We start from the raw sequence: 19,199 nt of genomic DNA on the forward strand, positions 1-19,199 counted from the left end.
CCGGGCGGAGCAGTACCGGCATCATCCGACGGACAGGGGCATGAAGCTCCTGTCCGTTTTCAATGGAGGCTGATACATGATGATTAAGCTTACAGGCGTTAAAAAACAATTCCGGCTGCCCGGCGAAGGGAAACTCCCCATTTTATCCGTTCCGGAATGGGAAGTGGAGGAAGGCGCGCAGCTTGCGTTAACCGGCCCCAGCGGAAGCGGCAAAAGCACGCTGCTCCATCTGCTCTGCGGCGTACTCGCCCCGGACGAAGGGCAGATAATTGTCGACGAAGTGCCTCTTCATGCCCAATCTCAGGCTCAGCGCGACCGCTTCCGTTCCGAGAAGGTCGGAATCATCTTTCAGGATTTTCACCTGATGGCCTCGCTGACGGCCAGGCAGAACGCGGAGCTGGCCCTGCCCGTGAAAATGCCTAAACCACGCAAGCGGGAACTCACAGCGGAATGGTTCGAACGCGTCGGGCTGGCCGACCGGATGAATCATCTGCCCGGTCAGCTGTCCCGCGGACAGCAGCAGAGGGTGGCGATGATCCGGGCCCTGATCCGCAGTCCGAAAATCGTGCTGGCCGATGAGCCGACGGGAAGCCTGGACCGGGAAACGGCCGAGGACGTGATGCGGCTTCTCCTCGAGCTAACCGCATCCGCGAATGCGACGCTGCTGGTCGTGACTCATGATCTGGAGCTGGCGGCCGGGTTTCGGACAAGGACGCATATCGGGGAGCTTAACGAGTGGTACACGCCGAAGGATGCGATCCGTCCGGCAGGCGGGCCTGGTCGTGACCGTATTTTGCCGGGAGATATGGCTGAACCCTCGGGGACGTCCGGCTGGAAAGGGGAAAAGCTGGGATGAGTGTTTTCCGGGTTATCTGGCGCAATGCGCTTCATCGTAAGACGTTATCGGTCTTAACGATGCTTTCGGTCGCCTTGACGGCCGCTTTGCTGCTCTTCGTGCTGATGTGGAACGAAGGCGTGGAGAAAGGCGCCGAGAAAGGATACGGTCCTTTTGAGATTACGATGGGCGCGGAGGGGAGCAAGACGCAGCTTGCGATGAGCACCTACTATCACATCGGGGCGCCGACCGGGAATATTCCGAACGCCTTATACGAGCAGGTGAGGAATGAACCCGAGGCGGAGGAAGTTTTCGCCATAACGACGGGAGATAATCTGAACGGTTATCCCATAGTCGGCGTAGACGCCCGGTATTTCGCCGTCCGGTACGGAGATAAACAGCTCGCGTCAGGAAGTTTGTACGGCGGTCTCGGCGAAGCGGTTATCGGCTCGCATGCCGCCCGTACGCTCGGCTTGAAAGTGGGGGATACGTTCAAGGGCGGGCACGGTCTTGTCCATTCCGCCGAAGCGGCGGGAGAGCATGCGGAGGAGCACCATGAGGAAGAGAGCGGCTCAGGCTCACATGCGGACGCAAGCCTTGAGGGCGCACACGGCGATCCTAACGGGCATGACGAGCATGACGAGCATGAAACATTCTCGTACAAAGTCGTCGGCATCCTGCCGCCTCTGCACTCTCCCGACGATCGTGCCGTGTTCACGACACTGGACTACGCCTGGGCGGTCCACGGGGAAGCGGCGCAGCACGACCGCGAAGTGACGGCGCTTATGGTGAAGCCGAAATCGCTTCTCGGCGCCCAGGCGCTCAAAAACAAATACGACGCAATGACGGGCCTTCAGGCCATTTATACCGGCAAGGCCGTAGCGGATGTCGTCAATGTGGTGGACAAAGGCACCCAGGTCGTGCAGATCGTTACGTACCTTTGCGTCCTTCTGGCCGCTTTGACCCTGCTGCTGTCTTTGCTGGCGGCGGCAAGCGAACGCCGCAAAGATGTCGCGCTGCTGCGCCTGATCGGCAAACCGGGACGCTATGTGTGGACGGCGCTTGTCGGCGAAGGGGTTTTTCTGACCGCGGGAGGTCTGCTTGTCGGCCTTCTGCTCGGCCATAGCGCCGGAGCGGCCGGAAGCTCTCTGCTGTTTGACTTTGCGGGAATCCAGATCGATCCATGGTCGCTTGCCCCCGGCGAGCTGCTGCTTGCGGGAGGAGCCGTCCTGCTCGGCATAGCCGCTTCGGCGATTCCGGCCTGGCAGGTTTACCGGGTGGACCCCCTGTATCTGTTCCGTTCCTGACCGGCTGCGGCAGCGCCGCCGCGCTGTCCGAAAGACCGGACAGCTATTCCATTCCCTTATGTAGGAGGAGATCCATAATGAATTATACCCGCACGGTTTTGACGATTGTCGCCGCCGCGCTCCTGACATCCGCCTGCGGCAAAGAAGAAGCGCCGAACCCTGCCGCGCAGTCGTTCGGCTCCGCATCGGCCGCGCAGACGCCGGCTGACGCCGCCGCGTCCCCGTCCGCGGGAGCGACTCCCGCGGGAAGCGCCGCGCCGGAGGGGACGCCCGCCCCGGCCGGCACAGGCGTCCCGGGCGGCCTACCGCCGGCTGCCGGCGATGCGGGCGGAGCGTCCGCCCCGACCGCATCGCCCGGAACGGCCCCGCGGCAGAGCCCTGCGGCGCCGGACGCGGCAGCCGCTGGCGGCTCCGTGCAGCCGTCGGCGGCTCCTTCCGGCGGCACGGCCGCCGGGACCGCTCCTGCGGCAAGCGCGCCGCCGCAGAAGAATGCGTCCGCCGGGACCGGTCCCGCGGACAAGACTCCGGCCGCCGCGAAGCCGGCGGCGGCCCCGGCCAAATCTTCGTCCAACGTGCTGAAGTGGACGGAGTTCTTCGACGACGAGAAGCAGGCGACGCCGTCGAATAAATTCTGGGATCTCAACGGCAAAAGCGTAGAGATCCGGGGATTTATGGGCGAAGTCCTGTCCTTCGACAAGCACTGGTTTCTGCTCATTCCCGCGCCCGGGGCGGAATGCCCTTTTGACAACGGGGACGAGACTTACTGGAACAAGATTATGATCGTATTCGTGCCGAAGGAGACGAAGCTGCGCTACACGTCGGGTCCCCTTAAAATCAAGGGCAGACTCGACGTGGGCATTAAAATCGACGAGTCCGGCTACAAAACGATGTTCCGGCTCTACGACGCCTCTTTTGAATCGTTAAAAGAATAGCTTATCCGCAATTCCGCCCGAGGATTGGCTCTAGCCAGCATTTCCCGTTTGCGATAAACTGGAAATAAAAAGCGTGTCGATACCGGGCGGAATTGCCCGCGGACGCGGAGGGGCGGACCGGAGGGCTTCCAAGATGCGGAAACGGCGATAAGGAACCCTCGCCGCAAATCCGGCAATCCGCAGATCCGCAGATCCGCTATCCGTCAAGGTGTCGTCCGAATACAGGGGGATCGCAGATGTCGAACAAACCGTTATCTATGGGAATCATTCTTGTCGGGGTGGCTCTAGTTCTGCTGCTCGGAAAAATCGGCGTTTTCACGTTCATCGGAGCGCTTTTGTGGCCGCTTGTGCTGCTCGTGCTGCCCGGCCTTGTTCTGCACGCCCTCGTCTTCAACCGGACGTTGCCGTCCGCGGCGGTTTTTCCGGGCGGTGTTCTCGTTACGTACGGCATCCTCTTTTTCCTGTGCAGCCTGTTCGGCTGGGGGCTCATGTCCATTCTGTGGCCGGGATTCATTTTCGGGATCGCGGTCGGGCTCTATGAACTCGTATATTTCGAAAAAGGCCGGGATAACGGGCTGCGGATGATTGCCATCGGACTCGCGCTCGTCTCCGTAGTGCTGCTGCTCTTCAACCTGGTGTTTACGGTGAGCATCTACGTGTTTATCGTGCTTCTGCTGGTGGCCGGAGCCGTACTGATCGTATCGGGCAAAAGAATTTGGTAGCGTGTAAAAAGAGCGGAAATCGGAGGAGAAAACCTCTTTTATTGCCGAAAAATCTTGCTTTTAGAAGTTCTATCGCGTATAATCGGAACGTTGTAGCGTCGGAATGCATCCGGCGCTTATTTTGAAACAAAGCCCGGTCGGGTGCTTTACGGTTCTCGCAGCCGTCCCGGCAGACCGCCCGGTTTACAAAGCTGTCACAGCTGTCCCAGACAGGCATGTTCCCCGGAACGGCCGAAGCTCAGGCTTACGGCTTTCCGCGTCACATACGGTACCACAACGTTTTTGCCAGGCATCATGGCTTTGCCCATTCAATAAAAGCGCGCTGCGCCCAAGGAGAGAGGACCTACCTTTATGTTTCCCAGAGAGAAAATCCGCAACATCGCGATCATTGCCCACGTTGACCACGGTAAAACCACGCTAGTCGATAAGCTGCTCCAGCAATCCGGTACATTCCGCGAGAACGAAGCCGTTCAGGAACGCGCCATGGATTCCGGCGATTTGGAACGGGAACGCGGCATCACCATTCTTGCCAAAAATACGGCCATTAACTATAAAGACCACTTGATCAACATCATGGATACTCCCGGACACGCCGATTTCGGTGGCGAAGTGGAACGGATTATGAAAATGGTTGACGGTGTACTTCTGGTCGTCGACGCTTTCGAAGGAACGATGCCTCAGACGAAGTTCGTGCTCCGCAAAGCACTGGAGCAGAACCTGACTCCGGTTGTCGTCGTGAACAAAATCGACCGTCCGAACGCTCGCCCGCTCGAAGTTATCGACGAAGTGCTGGACCTGTTCATCGAACTCGGCGCCAATGACGACCAACTGGAATTCCCGGTCGTTTACGCATCTGCCCTGCAGGGCACGTCCAGCCTCGATCCGGAGAAGCAAGGCGAGAACATGCTGGATCTGTACGAGACGATCGTCAGCCATATCCCGCATCCGACCGAAAGCGTGGACGAGCCTCTTCAATTCCTCGTTACCCTGATGGACTTCAACGAATATCTCGGAAGAATCGGGATCGGCCGTGTGAACCGCGGTATTATCAAGCAGGGACAATCCGTAGCGGTTATGACCCGCGAAGGCGGCATGAAGCAGGCGCGCATCGAGAAGCTGTTCGGTTTCCAAGGCTTGAAGCGCGTGGAAATCGAGGAGGCCGGCGCCGGCGACATTATCGCGATCTCCGGTATCAAGGACATCAACATCGGCGAGACGATTGCCGATCCGGCTAACCCCGAAGCACTGCCGGTTCTGAAAATCGACGAGCCTACTCTGCAAATGACGTTCATCGTCAACAACAGTCCTTTCGCGGGCCGCGAAGGCAAATGGGTGACATCCCGCAAGCTTCGCGAACGTCTGTTCAACGAGCTGGAAACGGACGTTTCCCTGCGCGTGGAAGAAACCGACAGCCCGGATATGTTTATCGTATCGGGACGCGGCGAGCTTCACCTCGGTATTCTTATCGAGAATATGCGCCGTGAAGGCTTCGAGCTTCAAGTTTCCAAGCCGGAAGTCATTATCCGTCAAATCGACGGCCAGAAAATGGAGCCGATCGAACGTCTTCTGATCGACGTACCGGAAGACAGCATGGGCGCCGTAATGGAAAGCCTCGGAACGCGCAAAGCCGAAATGGTGAACATGGTGAACCACGGCAACGGCAACGTTCGCCTGGAATTCCTGATCCCGGCCCGCGGCCTGATCGGTTACCGGACGAACTTCCTGACGCTGACACGCGGTTACGGCATCATGAACCATGCTTTCGACAGCTACGGCCCTTATGCCGGCGCGGGTGTCGGCGGCCGTCACGAAGGCGTGCTCGTTTCCATGGAGAACGGTGTGGCCACCACTTACGGCCTGATGTCGATCGAAGACCGCGGTACGCTCTTCGTAACGCCGGCTACCGAAGTGTACGAAGGCATGATCGTTGGCGAGCATACGCGCGATAACGATATCGTCGTTAATATTTGTAAAGAAAAGCAGCTTAACAACATCCGTTCCGCAGGGAAAGACGATACCGTTAAGCTGAAAGTTCCGAGAATCTACTCTCTGGAGCAGGCACTTGAATATTTGAACGACGACGAGTATTGCGAAATCACTCCGAAGTCGATCCGTCTTCGCAAGAAGATTTTGAACAAGAACGAGCGTGAGCGCGCGGAGAAGCAGCGCAAAACCGCTGACGCCAACGCGTAAGCTTAACTGAATCCATCTTTTCACCTACGAAGGGAAATAAGCGGGAATTTGTGTTCCTTCGCCTTATTTCCCTTCTTTTTAACTATACAAAGGGGGTTGCAGCGTAATGTACCAATGGTTCGCCGAAAATTTTTGGCTGACATGCCTCATTATCTTCATCATGATGTCCTTCGTGTATAACAAGGTGTTCCGTACACGCAGACTGCCGGTTTTGAAAGCGCTGATCGTTTACGTCCTGCTTGCGCTGGGTTCGTTTATGCTTACGTTTTTCCAGGTGCTCGGACCGCAAATTCCGATTGTCCCTTCTCTCGCCGTAGCGATTTTACTTATGCTGATTCTGCGGATCCGTTATTTTGTCGAGGGAAGACGCAAGAAGAAGGACTCCGGACAAACGGGTCAGTAACGACGACAAGGTTGTACCAAATTTGATTTCAAACCGGGGGGCCGAATTCTATGACGCTTCAGGATGCTTTGTTCAACTGGCTGCAGATCCGCATTGTGGCCGATGCAAGACCTCTTGACGAGGCGGCAGGGAAAACGGCCGACTTCTTCGAAGAGATTTTGCGGGAAGATCATGGTGTAAGCGAATTTGAAAAGACAGAGGCGGATGAGTACCGGCTCCGGATCGACTATGTGCGGCAGGGGGAGAAGCATTCCGTCTTTTTCGACCGTGAACATGCCGGGCGCCTGCTTGCCGATATCGGTTCCAACCCCAAATATAACGAATAACTAGCGCACTTTTTCACGCCCGGATAGACAAGGCTGACATATCTTCCTTGTGGAGACGAATACAATGGTTGTATCTGTCGCTAAAGGAGTGTGAATCCGTGTCTGACCGCTGCTGTACATAGCGTGAAGCTTTTTCCGTATGATATAATGAAATCAGGCGGGCCTTGGTTCGCTAACAGCACTTATTTAAAATGATGCAGGAGGCGCTGCAGGCATGGCGGAAGAAATTACAGCTCTCACGGAACAATTGATTGCGGAATTTCACAAGGAAAAGCTCGTCCTGCTGCATACGATCGACTCGGAAACGGGAGCGCCTACGGCCAATGCCATTTCGTGGGTATATGCACCGGACCCGGGAAGAATACGCTTTGCTGTTGACAAGCGCTCTCGTCTGATTGCTAACCTGGAGAAAAACCCGTCGGCTACCGTGACGATGATTGCCGCGGGGACTGTACACGCTATTTACGCGGAAGCCGCGCCGGCGGCCGAAGTTCTTGAAGGGGTTCCCTTCAAGCTGGCCTGCTATGATCTGAATATCCGTGTCGTTCGCGACGCGATGTTCTACGGCGCCCGTATTTCCGTAGACCCTGAATTCGAGAAAACTTATGACAAACGTGCAGCCGACAAGCTGGACGGACAAGTATTTGAAGCGATGAAAAAAGCCTAGGCACCTTTGTGCCCGGGCTTTTTGTCACTTTGGCGCTTTGTCTGAAAATGCCGTTTTCTGCGGAATCGGGGTATGCGGGCGAACGACGGAGAAGGAACGAGAACTGGCGTAACCGCCGTAACCGCGTACCCATCCGCGAAAAGGATGTAAACCTGTAGCTTTTCCCCAGGGGCCGTATCGTGGTAACCCCGTTAACATTACAGATTCGGGAGGGAATTTCGGGAATGAAAAAAATTTTCGTGCTCGATACCAACGTACTGCTGCAGGATCCGAACGCGATGTTTTCTTTTGAAGATAACGAGGTCATCATCCCGGCCGTCGTGCTGGAAGAGATCGATTCCAAGAAGCGCAACGCCGACGAAATCGGACGCAATGCCCGGATGGTTTCCAGATTGCTGGACGCGATGCGCGTACGGGGGCGGCTGCATGACGGAATTACGCTCGACGGCGGAGGCAGCTTGAAAGTAGAGCTGAATCACAAGAGCTTCAATAAAATGCAGGAAGTCTTCGCCGAGGTGACGAACGATAACCGGATTATAGCGGTGGCGCTTAATTACCGGACGGAGGAACAGACGAAATCCGAGCCGCGGCCCGTCATCCTGGTCAGTAAGGATACGCTCGTCCGTATCAAGGCGGATGTGCTCGGTCTGACCGCACAGGACTACTTGAGCGACCGTGTCGTATCCGATCACGAAATGTATGCGGGCTGCACGACGCTTCATGTCCATCCGTCCGTCATCGACGAGTTTTACTCGTTCCGGTTTCTGAGCGTGCCTACGCTGAATCTGGGCTATAGGCTCAATCCGCATGAATTCGTCATTCTCCGGGATGAGCTGGGCACCTCGAAATCGGCGCTGCTCAAAACTTCGTCCGACGGCAAAAAGCTGGAACCGCTCTTCTTGTCGAATGACCCGGTGTGGGGAATAGCCGCACGCAACGCTCAGCAGCGGATGGCATTGGAGCTGCTTCTGAACGACGACATTTCCTTCGTTACCCTTTCGGGCAAGGCAGGCACCGGCAAAACGCTGCTGACGCTGGCGGCGGGACTGCTCAAAGTGGAAGACGAGCGTAAATACAAAAAATTGACGATCGCGCGTCCTGTCGTTCCGATGGGGAAAGATATCGGCTACCTGCCGGGTGAGAAGGACGAGAAGCTCCGGCCTTGGATGCAGCCGATCTACGATAACCTGGAATTTCTCTTCGATACGAAAAAAGCGGGCGATATCGAGAAAATACTCGCCGGTCTCGGCAGTATTCAGGTCGAAGCTCTGACTTATATCCGCGGACGCTCGATTCCGGGACAGTTCATTATTATCGATGAAGCGCAGAATCTTTCGAAGCACGAAGTGAAAACGATCGTATCCCGGGTAGGCGAAGGCAGCAAAATCGTTCTGCTGGGTGATCCCGGTCAGATCGATCATCCTTACCTGGACGCGGCCAGCAACGGTTTGACCTATGCGGTCGAGAGGTTCAAGCAGGAAGAAATCAGCGGACACGTCACGCTGGAAAAAGGCGAGCGCTCCCACCTCGCCCAACTGGCGGCCGATTTGCTGTAGCGCACGAAAAAGCGGCGGGCATATAGCCCCGCTGCTTTTTGTTATGCCTGCCGGAGGTTTCCGGTCCAGCATTCATTAGTTACGAGATGATAAAATGCACCGTGCAGCCGTAAGCGCGGGCGGTCCGGTCCATCAATTCGTCATGCTGCCGGTCAACCACGAAGTGAAGTCCGTCCGCTTCGTGAAACCGGGCGATCACGTATTCGTCCATCTGCCGCCGGGCCAGCTCCGGTTCCGCTTCGGATGCGGTTTTCATGGGCGAATCGGGATCTTCTACGGCACCCGTTTGGAGACGGAAGACGGCGATGCCGGGTTCGTACAAGTACACGTGTCCGGCGCCGCTTTCAAACCCATAGTCCGAAAAATAACCGGTCCGTTCCGCATGGGGAGGAAGCAACACGAGATTCATCGGCTCGGCTTCATAACCGTGCCGGCTGACCAGCTCCTTCGCTTGGTGGAGCTCTTCTTCGCGGTTAAAAACAAATACTTCCTGATCCTGATCGAACAGCTCGACCGTCTCTTTGAGTTCCAGGTCAAACGGGGCGGAGTCTGCCGACGGTCCGTCTTGGCGGAAATCCACGATAAGGGCAGGCTTAAGCTGCATAATCCATTCCTCGCTTTCGTATCCGGCGCATTCACGTGAACCCGAAGAAGACCCTTTTTCCCGCGCACCTCATCATCCTTACGGACCCTAAACCATTGACCTTTCAAAAGCGACAGATCACGCCAGACGGAATCGGTCTACCAGTTTAGTCCCAGTTTGATGGCCAAAAGTCCGTCTTCCAGGGTAATCTGTTCCACGGAAACGAAGGAGAAGAGCTTCTTCGGATAAATGCGCAGATTAAATTCCTTTTCCAGTGACTTACCCGTTGTATCCGGCAATTTAAACCCGTTAAACACTAATTCCTGCACACGGAAGGCGATGACCGGCTGGTCTCCGTCTTTTTCCATTTCGTAGGTGCCCTTTATGGAGACGTCCATATCGTCCTTGGTGCCGAAGGCCATGACGCCGTCCGGCTTGAACTGAAACGTTAGATCGTCGAACTTGCTGTCTTTGCTGCGAAGAAACGCGTTAAGCTGATGGTCGGTCATTTGAAATTTGCCGCCGCCCGTTTCCAGGGTCAAATGACTGTCTTTGCCCCCGGGTGTCAGCAGTTCCGGAAAATAATCCATCACACCGGCCAGCGACCGGAAGTATGTACGGAACAATGGCAGTCCTTCCTGTTCCCAGCGTCCGTTGAGTTCCTGGATTAGAGCGAGAATAAGTTCGCTCCTACCGCTTGCGTCCAGTTCCCGGTTCAGCTCGGACTGAAGAGCGAGAATCCGCTCCTTTTGCTTAAGATAGTTTTCTTTGGTTTTCTGCAAATCGGTTCGCTGATTCGCCAATTTCGTTTTCATGGCGCCCAGCTCGCGGTAGGCGTCCTGATGAGCCGTCAGCGAACGATGATCATGATCGAGAATGATGTCCAGATACTCGTATGTTTTGAGGAGATCCGGGAGCGAACGGACCGACAGCAGGACGGACCAGAGCGATTCTCGCTCGCCGGCATAATAGGAGCGGATGACCTTGCCCGCTCGTTTTTTCGCATCTTTAACGACGATTTCCTGGGCGGCGATCTTTTTCTCTGTATCGGTCAGCTGACCGCCGAGCTTCATGTCCTCCTCCGCGAGGCGGGCGATTTCACGGTCGATTTCATGGACCGTCAGCCCTTTCTGCAGAAGAGCTTCGGTTTCTTTCTTTTCCGCTTCCGTTCTGATTTCCGCATGAACCGGAACAAAAAGGAGGCTTGTCCCGAACAGAAGGGTGCAGAAGGTGAGGGTGAATTTTTTCAAAATCATGTGGTGACCCCTTTAATTCCGAAATTATCCCATTCTATGAGAACGGGTTCAAAAAAATACTTACCTCCCGCAGGCGGAAAGTAAGCAGCATGCTCTATTGTTTGCCGGCGCTGCCAAGACGCTTGAGAACTTCATCGATAGACTTGGTTTGCCGGGGCAGCGGCTTCCGGAATTCCGGTGCTTGGTTAACGGCATCGAAAGACTGCTGGAAGGAGAAGGTCTGGGCGGATGCGGACGATTTATTCCCTCCGGGGCCGGTAAATTTAAATTCCATGTCGATCTTTCGTAAAAAACCTTCCTTGTCGACAAGGACCGTCCATTTACCCGGGGCGGACAATTTAAACGAACTTGCCGAACGCCCGAATTCGGCGGCCTGCGCATCGGAAATAAGCCCGTTTGATTTCAGCGCTTCCAGGAAACGGGGGAGCTTCTCCTGCACCTTCTTATTCCAGGCGCCGGCGTTCATGCGGGTTACGGAGGCTGTATACGACCGGGCGGCCGAACCGTCTGTCAGCTTGACTTCCCCGTCATGCTCAAACCAGGCTTCGTCGGCCCCTTCCTGCAGAAGCTTGGACAAATCGGAAGAAAGCCGGGAGAGATGCTCCAGCGCGGGAGAAGCCCCGGTTTTCGGTACCGTGCCCGTCTTATCCCCTGCGGAAGCCGGAGAGTCCGGAGGCAGCCCCAGCCGTGTTACGAAATATTCGTTATCCGGGTTAAGAAGTGGCATATGGAAAAACAATTTGTTATCTTGGAAAAGAAGAGGGACCGTCAGTTCGGCGGAGCCGCTCCGTGAAGCTGCCTTGAGATCGGATTCCCAACGGATTGGATTTAAGGAAGCGGCGCCTTTCCATTCCAGCTTGCTGTCTTTGAGAAACGAAAACAGCTGCCCGGGGAGTGTGGACGAATCCCCTGCCGGAAGCCCGTCCAGGTGAAGATCGGCCTGGCCCGCGAAAGCGAAAGCGTTCATCTCCGCCTGCTTGTGCAGGGCGCCTTTGACGGCAGCCTTGGCAGCTTCGCGGTCCGAACAGCCGGATATGAGAACGGCGGGAACGGCAATGGCTATAGAAAGTGAAATGAGTGCTTTGAACATGCTGGGAATCCCCTTCCTTTTCTACCTTTTCTATTATATCTATTCAGGTTCTATTTGTCTTTATCCCTACAATTTTCCTGGAGGCGAGAAAATGAACGGATTTAACGGTCATAGGGGCATTCCTTCGGGAACCGGAGAAACTGCGGCGGATGCCGGTCATCCGGAAATCGTCGCGATTTTGAAAAGAAAAATAGAAGAAGAGGGACCTCTTCCTTTTCGGGATTATATGAGGATTTGTCTGTATCACCCGGAGTTTGGATATTACCGGCGCGAGGAACCCAAAATCGGACGCGACGGCGATTTTTACACGAGCTCCAATCTGGGAAGCGTGATGGGAGAGATCATCGCCGGCGAGCTGCTGGCTTTTGCCGAGACCGCGCCGTCCGGCAGCCCCGTCGAATTCGTCGAATTCGGCGGAGGGACGGGCCGGCTGGCCCGGCAGGCGCTGGATGCGCTGCGCAGCCGCAGCCCGGGGCAGTACGCGTCCGTTTCGATCACGGCGATCGAATCGAGCGCGTACCACCGCGCCCTGCAGCGGGAGACGCTGCGGGAGCATGCGGACCGCCTCCGGTTCCTGACGGAGGCGGAGTGGCTGGCCGAGCCGGCCGGTGGCGGCGTATTCGCCGTCGCCAACGAGCTGGCGGACGCGATGCCGGTGCACCGCGTCCGCCAGCTCGTTGGCGACGGCCGGCTCGAGCTCGGTGCGGTCGGATGGGACGACCGCACGGGTTTTACCGAGCGGTGGCTGCCGCTCGGAGAAGACCACCCGGCCGCGCTGCATCTCGGCCGCGAGGGGATCCGCCTGGCCCACGGGCAGCAGGCGGAAGTGAATCTTGGCGCGGGGGAGTGGATCGCCCGCGCCGCGCGGCGCATCCGCAGCGGACGGCTGCTGCTGGTGGATTACGGCGATACCGCCGGAGAGCTCTATGCGTCCCACCGGATGAACGGGACGCTGATGTGCTACCGGCGGCATATCGCCGATGACAACCCTTACGCCGCCGCGGGGCGTAAGGATATAACCGCGCACGTCGATTTCACGGCGTGCATGCGCGCGGCCCGGGCGGCGGGATGGACCGTCGCCCGTTACGAGACGCAGCGCGAGTTCCTCGTGCGCGGCGGCATCCTCGGCCGGCTCGTGGAGCATGCCGGCCGGGATCCGTTCAGCCCGGAAGCGAAGGCGAACCGGGCGATCCGGCAGCTGCTCGTCAGCGACGGGATGAGCGAGCTGTTCAAGGTGCTGACGCTTGAACGCGAATAAAGCTGAATCCGCGATTATAAGCGCGCGGAATACTTATTTTAAGGAGAAAATACCGGTTTAGCAGAGAGCGGACGTAAGTGTCCCCAAGTCCAACGAAAAAAAGGTGATCCGCGAGTTCAATCGCGAATCACCTTTTTTGCTCAAGCGCCGTATGTAATTAGAGAGGCATTTTGAACACGGACCAGTACGTGAATCCGGTAAACGAAATAACCATATAGCCCCAGAACAATACGATGTAAGTACGTTCCGACAGCTTCAGATAGCCAAGTAGTACGAATACGACGGTTTGAAAAAAGAACAGCATGGACATGGGATACATTTCTCCCGCCAGACTCATCAGGGCGATCACCAGAGTCCAGAAACCCAGAACTCGGAACATGCGATCCATGAAAACTTCCCCCTCTCCTACCACGATGCGAAATAATCTAATCTTCATTATACCCAGCATACCCTGTAGTGTAAACATCCAATCGTCTCCCTTTGTTAAAAAGTTGTGACAAGCATTGCCAATTCCGGGCGAAGCTTCCGCGGTTGTCTCTTAACCGGTCTTCTTTTTAGGTATGAGTGTCATAAAAATTGGAAATACCAAATAGTATCAAATAGATTCTATGAAATCTGCCAGGGACATAGAGATAGTACGAGCGGAACCGTTCACGGATAAATCTCCTGCCCGGCTTATGAACGGTCCGGCCGATTGGGCATGGAAGTCGAATGCGCGGTAGGACGTGATCTATTTTGGACAATAGGTTAGGAGGATTGTAAAACATGACGGCAATCAGGCAGGATGCTTGGAGCGACGAAGATGATTTGATGCTCGCGGAGGTAACGCTGCGCCATATCCGGGAAGGCAGTACTCAACTGGCCGCGTTTGAAGAAGTGGGGGAGCGTATCGGGCGGACGGCCGCGGCATGCGGGTTCCGGTGGAACAGCTTCGTACGCAAGAAATACGAGGCCGCCATTTCCATTGCGAAATCCCAGCGGCAGAAAAGAGCGCAGCTGAAAAAGCATGCGGCCGTTTCTACTATTTCCGGGGGAACCTCGCTAGCCGTTCTGGACGTTCTGGACCCGTCGGGCCGTGAAGTGACGGAAGAGGCGCTTTCCATTGATGCGGTAATCCGGTTCCTGCGGCAGTGGAAGCAGACTTATCAGGATCTGATGCGCCATATCAAGCAGATGGAGCGCTCTTTGAACGACAAGGAAGAGGAGCTTTCCAAATACCGCAGAGAGAACGAGCAGCTCAACAAGCAGGTCAATGAAGTTGAAACCGATTACCGGGTTGTCAACGATGATTATAAGGCACTTATCCAAATTATGGACCGTGCCCGGAAAATGGCCTTTTTAGTAGAAGAAGAGGAAGAGAGCAAGCCGAGGTTCAAGATGGACGCAAACGGTAATTTAGAGAGAATAGATTAAAGATCTTCCTGGGAATCCTTCCGGTATACTGCCGGGGGGATTTATTTTTTTTGAAGCGTCAAGAAGGATTACGCCGCCCTTGCGGTGAATGGCTGAAAAATGGCGAATGAAGCAAGGAATAAGGGGCCGAATGCAAAATAAGATAAAGGAGTGGGAGCCATGCTGATAGAAGTCGTCGGAGGCGGCTCGCTGGGACTGCTGTTTGCGGCCAAACTGGCGGCAGCCGGCTGCCGGGTAAAGCTGGTTACGAGAAGCAGGGAACAGGCGGAAGCCGTAAACAAGAAAGGAATCCGTGTGGAGGGCTGGACGGAGTTAACGGCTGAAGTCCCCGCACTCGCTTTTCCGGATGCCGTGAGCGGTATGAATTCCGCGGATCGATCCGAAGCAAAGTTTATTCTCCTGGCAGTAAAACAAACGGCTTTTACGGAAGAGTTGGCGTCTTATCTGATTTCTTCCATGGAGAAAGGCGCGGGGCTTGTTTCGCTTCAGAACGGGATCGGCCACTGGGAGAAGCTGGACAGCGAGAAAGCCCGTCCCTTCAAGATCCAGGCGGTGACCACGGAGGGGGCGAGACGTTTGTCGCATTCGGAAGTGGCGCATACGGGCCGCGGCTGGACACGGATCGGCCATATTCATGCCAAGGATACGGAACCGCATACAGAGAAGGTTCCGCAAATAAATTTGAAAACGGTTCAAGATTGTTTAAAGCAAGCAGGATTTGACGTTTTTGTGTCGAAGAGTATAGAGCGCCATATATGGAGCAAGCTTTTGATCAATGCGGTGATTAATCCGCTGACGGCTCTGCTCCGGATTCCTAACGGGAAGCTGCCTGAGACTCCGGACTCACTGCTGCTGATGAGGAAGCTCTTCGAGGAAGGAAGGGACTTGGCGCTTACACAGCACGTAACGGTTGAAGAATCTTTATGGGACGAAATCCTGGAAGTTTGCCGGAAGACGGCTGTCAACCGATCTTCGATGCTGCAGGATATCGCGGCGGGCAGGATGACGGAAATTGAGGCGATCACGGGTGGTCTGCTCGCAAAAGCGGAGCTGGCCGGGATGTCCATGCCCACTCATGAAACCGTATACCGGCTGATTAAAGCTGCGGAGCAAAGTGGGTGACGATGGGATTGGATTCATTCATAGACGGATTATCCAGCATATATGCGGTTCTTGCTATGCTCCCTTTTCTTTCCTTTGTGCTTATATGGATAATCGTATATATTGTAACCAAAGAAAAGAAAAAATCCACCCGGATTACTATGGATCTCACGACCTTCCTGCTGCTCGGATCCGTCGCGTCGCTGTGGAATTCTTTGTTCTCCAGCTCGTTCGGATTATGGTTTCTTCTGCTGGTCATTCTTATCGTTTTCGGGCTTATAGGCGGATACCAGAACGACCGGAAAGGGAAGATGGAACTGGGGAAATCGCTGCGCATCGTATGGCGGCTCAGTTTTATGGGACTTTCTCTTCTGTATGTCATGTTTATGGTGGTTCGCATGGGGACGGCTGTTCTCGGATAGCGGTCTCCCTTTTACCGACATGAATTGACCGCAGTTCAACTAATTGACGAATTAACGCTCTAAAGCAGTGCTGGCGCAGGTTAGGCGCGGTTCGGAAGTCTCAAATACTCGAACCTATGTAGAAAATTACAAGTAGATTTTATTGACCTTTGGTTGTATAATAGGTAATTAGTAACAGTTTAGCCTTTACAGCATTTTAACATTTTTGCAAGAGAAAGTTCCTTTTTACAAAAAAGATTCTGGACTTCCTGACAAACTGTGTTATAAAATGTAACATGTAAGGGCGAAAGGTCGATATTGTCGCTTTAGCTCGGAGAAGTGCCTCGATTAGGGGAAGCGGTGTCATTGGAAAATTCGAAATTTTCCGTCAAACACCTTTAACCATAAGATTTATTATTAAAGGGAGGAATAATTACCGTATGAAAGCTAAAAAGTGGGTTTCCACAGCGGTTGCACTGACGCTAGTCGGCAGTATCGCAGCAGGTTGTGGCAGTGACGACAAGGCAGCAACGGGGGACAAAGGCGGTACAGACAAAGCAAATGCCGCTAAGCAAGAACTTCGCATTAACTTCAATGCCGAGCCACCGGTTCTAGACAGCTCCAAAGGTACTACAAATGCAGCATTTACGATGCTGAACGCACTGAATGAAGGCCTCTACCGTCTCGATAAAGACGGCAAACCGCAGCCTGGACTCGCAGCTGCCAAACCGGAAATTTCCAAAGACGGTCTCGTTTACACCATTAAGCTCCGTGACGCGAAATGGGCAGACGGTCAACCGGTTAAAGCAAGCGATTTCGTTTATTCCTTCCAACGCACTCTCGATCCGAGCACTAAAGCGCAATACAACTTCATGACTGCCTGGATTAAAGGCGGAAATGACATCATCAAAGCAAAGCCTGAAGAACTTGAAGCTAAGAAAAAAGCTCTAGGCGTTAAAGCGATTGATGAGAAAACACTCGAAATTACACTGGAAAAGCCGGTTACCTTCTTCGAAGATCTCCTTGCTTTCCCGATTTTCTTCCCGCAACGTGAAGATTTGGTTACCAAAAACGGTGAAAAATACGGCGGCGACGCTGACAAAATTATCGGTGCCGGTCCGTTCGTTCTGAAACAATGGAACCACGACCAAAACCTCGTATTCGAGAAAAACCCGAACTACTGGGATGCTGCCAACGTAAAACTGGAGAAACTGACGGTTAACATCGTAACGGACTCCAACAGCTCCTTGAACCTGTATGAAACCGAAGAAACAGACGTAACGAACCTGAGCAGCGACCAGTTCAAAGCGAAATCCCAAACGGACAAAGAAAACATCAAAGTGAAGAACGAATTGACTTCGATGTACTTCATGTACAACCAGAAGAACAAAGTTCTGGCCAACAAAAACATCCGTAAAGCTCTGACGCTTGCGGTCGACCGTGACGCTTACGTACTGACGCTGGCCAACAACGGTACTGCAGCGGCAAGAGGTCTTGTAGCCGACGGTACTCAGGACGGCAACAAGAACGAATTCCGTAAAACAGCCGGCGACACGCTTCCGAAAGCAGATCCGGCCAAAGCGAAAGAATACCTGGCAGCAGGTCTGAAAGAACTCGGCATCGACAAACTTCCTGAACTGAAGCTCCTCGGCGACGAGCAGGGCTCCGGTAAGAAATCCATCGAATTCCTGATGGGCGAGTGGGAGAAAAACCTCGGTTACAAAGCAGTCGGCGAGCCTGTTCCGCACAAACTTCGTGTAGAACGTCAAAACAAAGGCGACTACGATATCGTACTTGCACTTTGGGGCGCTGATTACAACGATCCGATGACTTTCCTCGACATGTGGGTAACGGGCAGCGAGTTCAACAACGTTTATTACAGCAACCCTGCCTATGACGAGAAAATCAAAGCCGCTGACAAAGAAGCAGATCCTGCTAAACGTTCTCAGCTGCTAGTAGACGCTGAGAAAATCCTTATGGAAGATATGGCTGTAGGTCCTGTCTATTCCCGTAAAGTTCCTTACCTCGTTCGCAACACGGTACAAGGTCTTGTACTGCCGAACTACGGCATGGAGTGGGATGTTAAAGGGGTAACAATTACGGAAGCGAAGAAGTAATTCTTCACCTTCCGCAGCTAGCTTAATAAGCAGCTAAAGTCAGAAGGGGACGCACCTCGCGGGACGTCCCCTTCCGGCTTCATTTTTCCAAAAGGAGGACCCTATGTGTTCAGATATATCCTACAGCGGCTGTTCTATGCCATCATTACACTTTGGCTCGTCATCACGGTCACCTTCGTTCTGATGAAGCTGCTTCCGGGCGATCCGTTCGGAGAAGCTGTACTGAAGATGTCCAAAGAAAATTATCAGATTCTGCTGGCGCAATACGGGCTCGATAAGCCGCAATGGCAGCAGTACCTGCTTTACCTGAAACATGTGATACAAGGTGATTTGGGGGTATCCTTCCAATTCCCGGCTCGTGATGTAACAAGTATGATCAGTTCCGGTTTCAAACCGTCTTTCGAACTAGGCATTTACTCCATTTGTGTCGCACTCGTATTCGGTTTGCTGCTCGGTATTATCGCCGCGCTTAACCATAACAAATGGCAGGATCGCACGGCTATCTTTATCGCGGTTGTCGGCGTGTCCATTCCGTCGTTCGTTCTTGGACCGCTTCTTGCTTACTATGTCGGAAACAAGCTGGGCTGGCTGCCCGCCGCATTGTGGAAAGGTCCTTCCTACAAAGTATTACCGACTCTGGCCCTCTCGTTCGGTACCCTTGCCAACGTGGCCAGAATGATGCGTACGTCCATGCTGGATGTATTGAATCAGGATTATATCAAAACTGCGAAAGCAAAAGGTTTGGCGAGTCACACGGTTGTATGGCGTCACACGATTCGTAATGCCATCATGCCGGTTGTCACCATTATCGGACCGGTTTTTGCGGGATTGATTACCGGTACACTTGTTGTGGAACAGGTTTTCTCCGTTCCGGGATTAGGTAAGCAATTGGTTAATGCGATCTACTCTAATGACTATACCGTTATTTCCGGTATGACCATTTTCTACTCTGCGATTCTAATTATCGTAATTCTTATTACCGACATCCTCTACGGTTACATTGACCCGAGAATTCGTCTGGGGAAAGGCGGGAAGTAAA

General features: G+C 54.2%; 19 protein-coding genes. 15 read left to right on the forward strand and 4 right to left on the reverse strand.

The annotated features are described in order from the left end of the window. Window positions 1-76 precede the first annotated feature (76 nt). The 9 genes from ACI48J_RS08395 to ACI48J_RS08435 all read left to right on the forward strand — a co-directional run bounded on the left by ACI48J_RS08395 (window position 77) and on the right by ACI48J_RS08435 (window position 8,941). The gene (locus ACI48J_RS08395) at window positions 77-856 is read left to right on the forward strand and encodes an ABC transporter ATP-binding protein (RefSeq protein ID WP_326050055.1); all 780 of its coding nucleotides are present in this window, start codon (window positions 77-79) and stop codon (window positions 854-856) included. Next, window positions 853-2,142, forward strand: coding sequence for an FtsX-like permease family protein (locus tag ACI48J_RS08400; RefSeq protein ID WP_405082445.1), 1,290 nt, complete (start codon window positions 853-855; stop codon window positions 2,140-2,142). The genes ACI48J_RS08395 and ACI48J_RS08400 overlap by 4 nt, the downstream gene beginning before the upstream one ends. Before the next feature lie 77 nt (window positions 2,143-2,219). After that, complete coding sequence (locus ACI48J_RS08405) at window positions 2,220-3,074, forward strand: hypothetical protein (RefSeq protein WP_405082446.1); 855 nt, start codon at window positions 2,220-2,222, stop codon at window positions 3,072-3,074. A gap of 236 nt (window positions 3,075-3,310) precedes the next feature. Continuing rightward, window positions 3,311-3,796: a hypothetical protein gene (locus tag ACI48J_RS08410; protein WP_326056345.1), complete on the forward strand. Its 486-nt coding sequence runs from the start codon at window positions 3,311-3,313 to the stop codon at window positions 3,794-3,796. 351 nt (window positions 3,797-4,147) lie between these two features. Then, complete coding sequence (typA, locus tag ACI48J_RS08415) at window positions 4,148-5,989, forward strand: translational GTPase TypA (protein ID WP_326056344.1); 1,842 nt, start codon at window positions 4,148-4,150, stop codon at window positions 5,987-5,989. A gap of 106 nt (window positions 5,990-6,095) precedes the next feature. Further along, window positions 6,096-6,392 carry a YlaH-like family protein gene (locus ACI48J_RS08420; RefSeq protein ID WP_009671349.1) on the forward strand — a complete coding sequence of 99 codons (297 nt, stop codon included), beginning with the start codon at window positions 6,096-6,098 and terminating at the stop codon, window positions 6,390-6,392. 50 nt (window positions 6,393-6,442) lie between these two features. Continuing rightward, window positions 6,443-6,718: a hypothetical protein gene (locus ACI48J_RS08425; RefSeq protein WP_326056342.1), complete on the forward strand. Its 276-nt coding sequence runs from the start codon at window positions 6,443-6,445 to the stop codon at window positions 6,716-6,718. Window positions 6,719-6,932: 214 nt separating this feature from the next. After that, window positions 6,933-7,385, forward strand: coding sequence for a pyridoxamine 5'-phosphate oxidase family protein (locus ACI48J_RS08430; protein ID WP_326056339.1), 453 nt, complete (start codon window positions 6,933-6,935; stop codon window positions 7,383-7,385). A gap of 224 nt (window positions 7,386-7,609) precedes the next feature. Next, window positions 7,610-8,941: a PhoH family protein gene (locus tag ACI48J_RS08435; RefSeq protein ID WP_405082447.1), complete on the forward strand. Its 1,332-nt coding sequence runs from the start codon at window positions 7,610-7,612 to the stop codon at window positions 8,939-8,941. 79 nt (window positions 8,942-9,020) lie between these two features. Here ACI48J_RS08435 and ACI48J_RS08440 read toward each other — a convergent pair whose 3' ends face one another. The 3 genes from ACI48J_RS08440 to ACI48J_RS08450 all read right to left on the reverse strand — a co-directional run bounded on the left by ACI48J_RS08440 (window position 9,021) and on the right by ACI48J_RS08450 (window position 11,870). Further along, window positions 9,021-9,545, reverse strand: a complete 525-nt coding sequence (locus ACI48J_RS08440) for a hypothetical protein (protein WP_405082448.1) — start codon at window positions 9,543-9,545, stop codon at window positions 9,021-9,023. Window positions 9,546-9,682: 137 nt separating this feature from the next. Next, window positions 9,683-10,780: a coiled-coil domain-containing protein gene (locus tag ACI48J_RS08445; RefSeq protein ID WP_405082449.1), complete on the reverse strand. Its 1,098-nt coding sequence runs from the start codon at window positions 10,778-10,780 to the stop codon at window positions 9,683-9,685. Window positions 10,781-10,874: 94 nt separating this feature from the next. After that, window positions 10,875-11,870 carry a hypothetical protein gene (locus ACI48J_RS08450; protein ID WP_405082450.1) on the reverse strand — a complete coding sequence of 332 codons (996 nt, stop codon included), beginning with the start codon at window positions 11,868-11,870 and terminating at the stop codon, window positions 10,875-10,877. Window positions 11,871-11,961: 91 nt separating this feature from the next. Between ACI48J_RS08450 and ACI48J_RS08455 the strand changes: the two genes are divergently transcribed. Continuing rightward, window positions 11,962-13,128: a class I SAM-dependent methyltransferase gene (locus ACI48J_RS08455; RefSeq protein WP_405082451.1), complete on the forward strand. Its 1,167-nt coding sequence runs from the start codon at window positions 11,962-11,964 to the stop codon at window positions 13,126-13,128. A 157-nt stretch (window positions 13,129-13,285) separates the two neighbouring features. Here ACI48J_RS08455 and ACI48J_RS08460 read toward each other — a convergent pair whose 3' ends face one another. Next, the gene (locus ACI48J_RS08460; RefSeq protein WP_009671348.1) at window positions 13,286-13,516 is read right to left on the reverse strand and encodes a DUF2626 domain-containing protein; all 231 of its coding nucleotides are present in this window, start codon (window positions 13,514-13,516) and stop codon (window positions 13,286-13,288) included. 377 nt (window positions 13,517-13,893) lie between these two features. Between ACI48J_RS08460 and ACI48J_RS08465 the strand changes: the two genes are divergently transcribed. The 5 genes from ACI48J_RS08465 (at window position 13,894) to ACI48J_RS08485 (ending at window position 19,198) form a co-directional block, all read left to right on the forward strand. Then, window positions 13,894-14,541 (forward strand): RsfA family transcriptional regulator, encoded by a 648-nt coding sequence (locus ACI48J_RS08465; protein WP_326052815.1) that lies wholly within the window; start codon window positions 13,894-13,896, stop codon window positions 14,539-14,541. 159 nt (window positions 14,542-14,700) lie between these two features. Beyond that, window positions 14,701-15,663, forward strand: a complete 963-nt coding sequence (locus tag ACI48J_RS08470) for a ketopantoate reductase family protein (protein ID WP_405082452.1) — start codon at window positions 14,701-14,703, stop codon at window positions 15,661-15,663. A 2-nt stretch (window positions 15,664-15,665) separates the two neighbouring features. Then, window positions 15,666-16,064: a DUF3397 domain-containing protein gene (locus ACI48J_RS08475; RefSeq protein WP_326052885.1), complete on the forward strand. Its 399-nt coding sequence runs from the start codon at window positions 15,666-15,668 to the stop codon at window positions 16,062-16,064. Window positions 16,065-16,483: 419 nt separating this feature from the next. Continuing rightward, window positions 16,484-18,160 carry a peptide ABC transporter substrate-binding protein gene (locus tag ACI48J_RS08480; protein ID WP_405082453.1) on the forward strand — a complete coding sequence of 559 codons (1,677 nt, stop codon included), beginning with the start codon at window positions 16,484-16,486 and terminating at the stop codon, window positions 18,158-18,160. A gap of 105 nt (window positions 18,161-18,265) precedes the next feature. Beyond that, window positions 18,266-19,198: an ABC transporter permease gene (locus ACI48J_RS08485; RefSeq protein ID WP_103993601.1), complete on the forward strand. Its 933-nt coding sequence runs from the start codon at window positions 18,266-18,268 to the stop codon at window positions 19,196-19,198. Window position 19,199: the final 1 nt, after the last annotated feature.

Source organism: Paenibacillus chitinolyticus (assembly GCF_045038035.1).
GTDB lineage: Bacteria > Bacillota > Bacilli > Paenibacillales > NBRC-103111 > Paenibacillus_F > Paenibacillus_F chitinolyticus_A.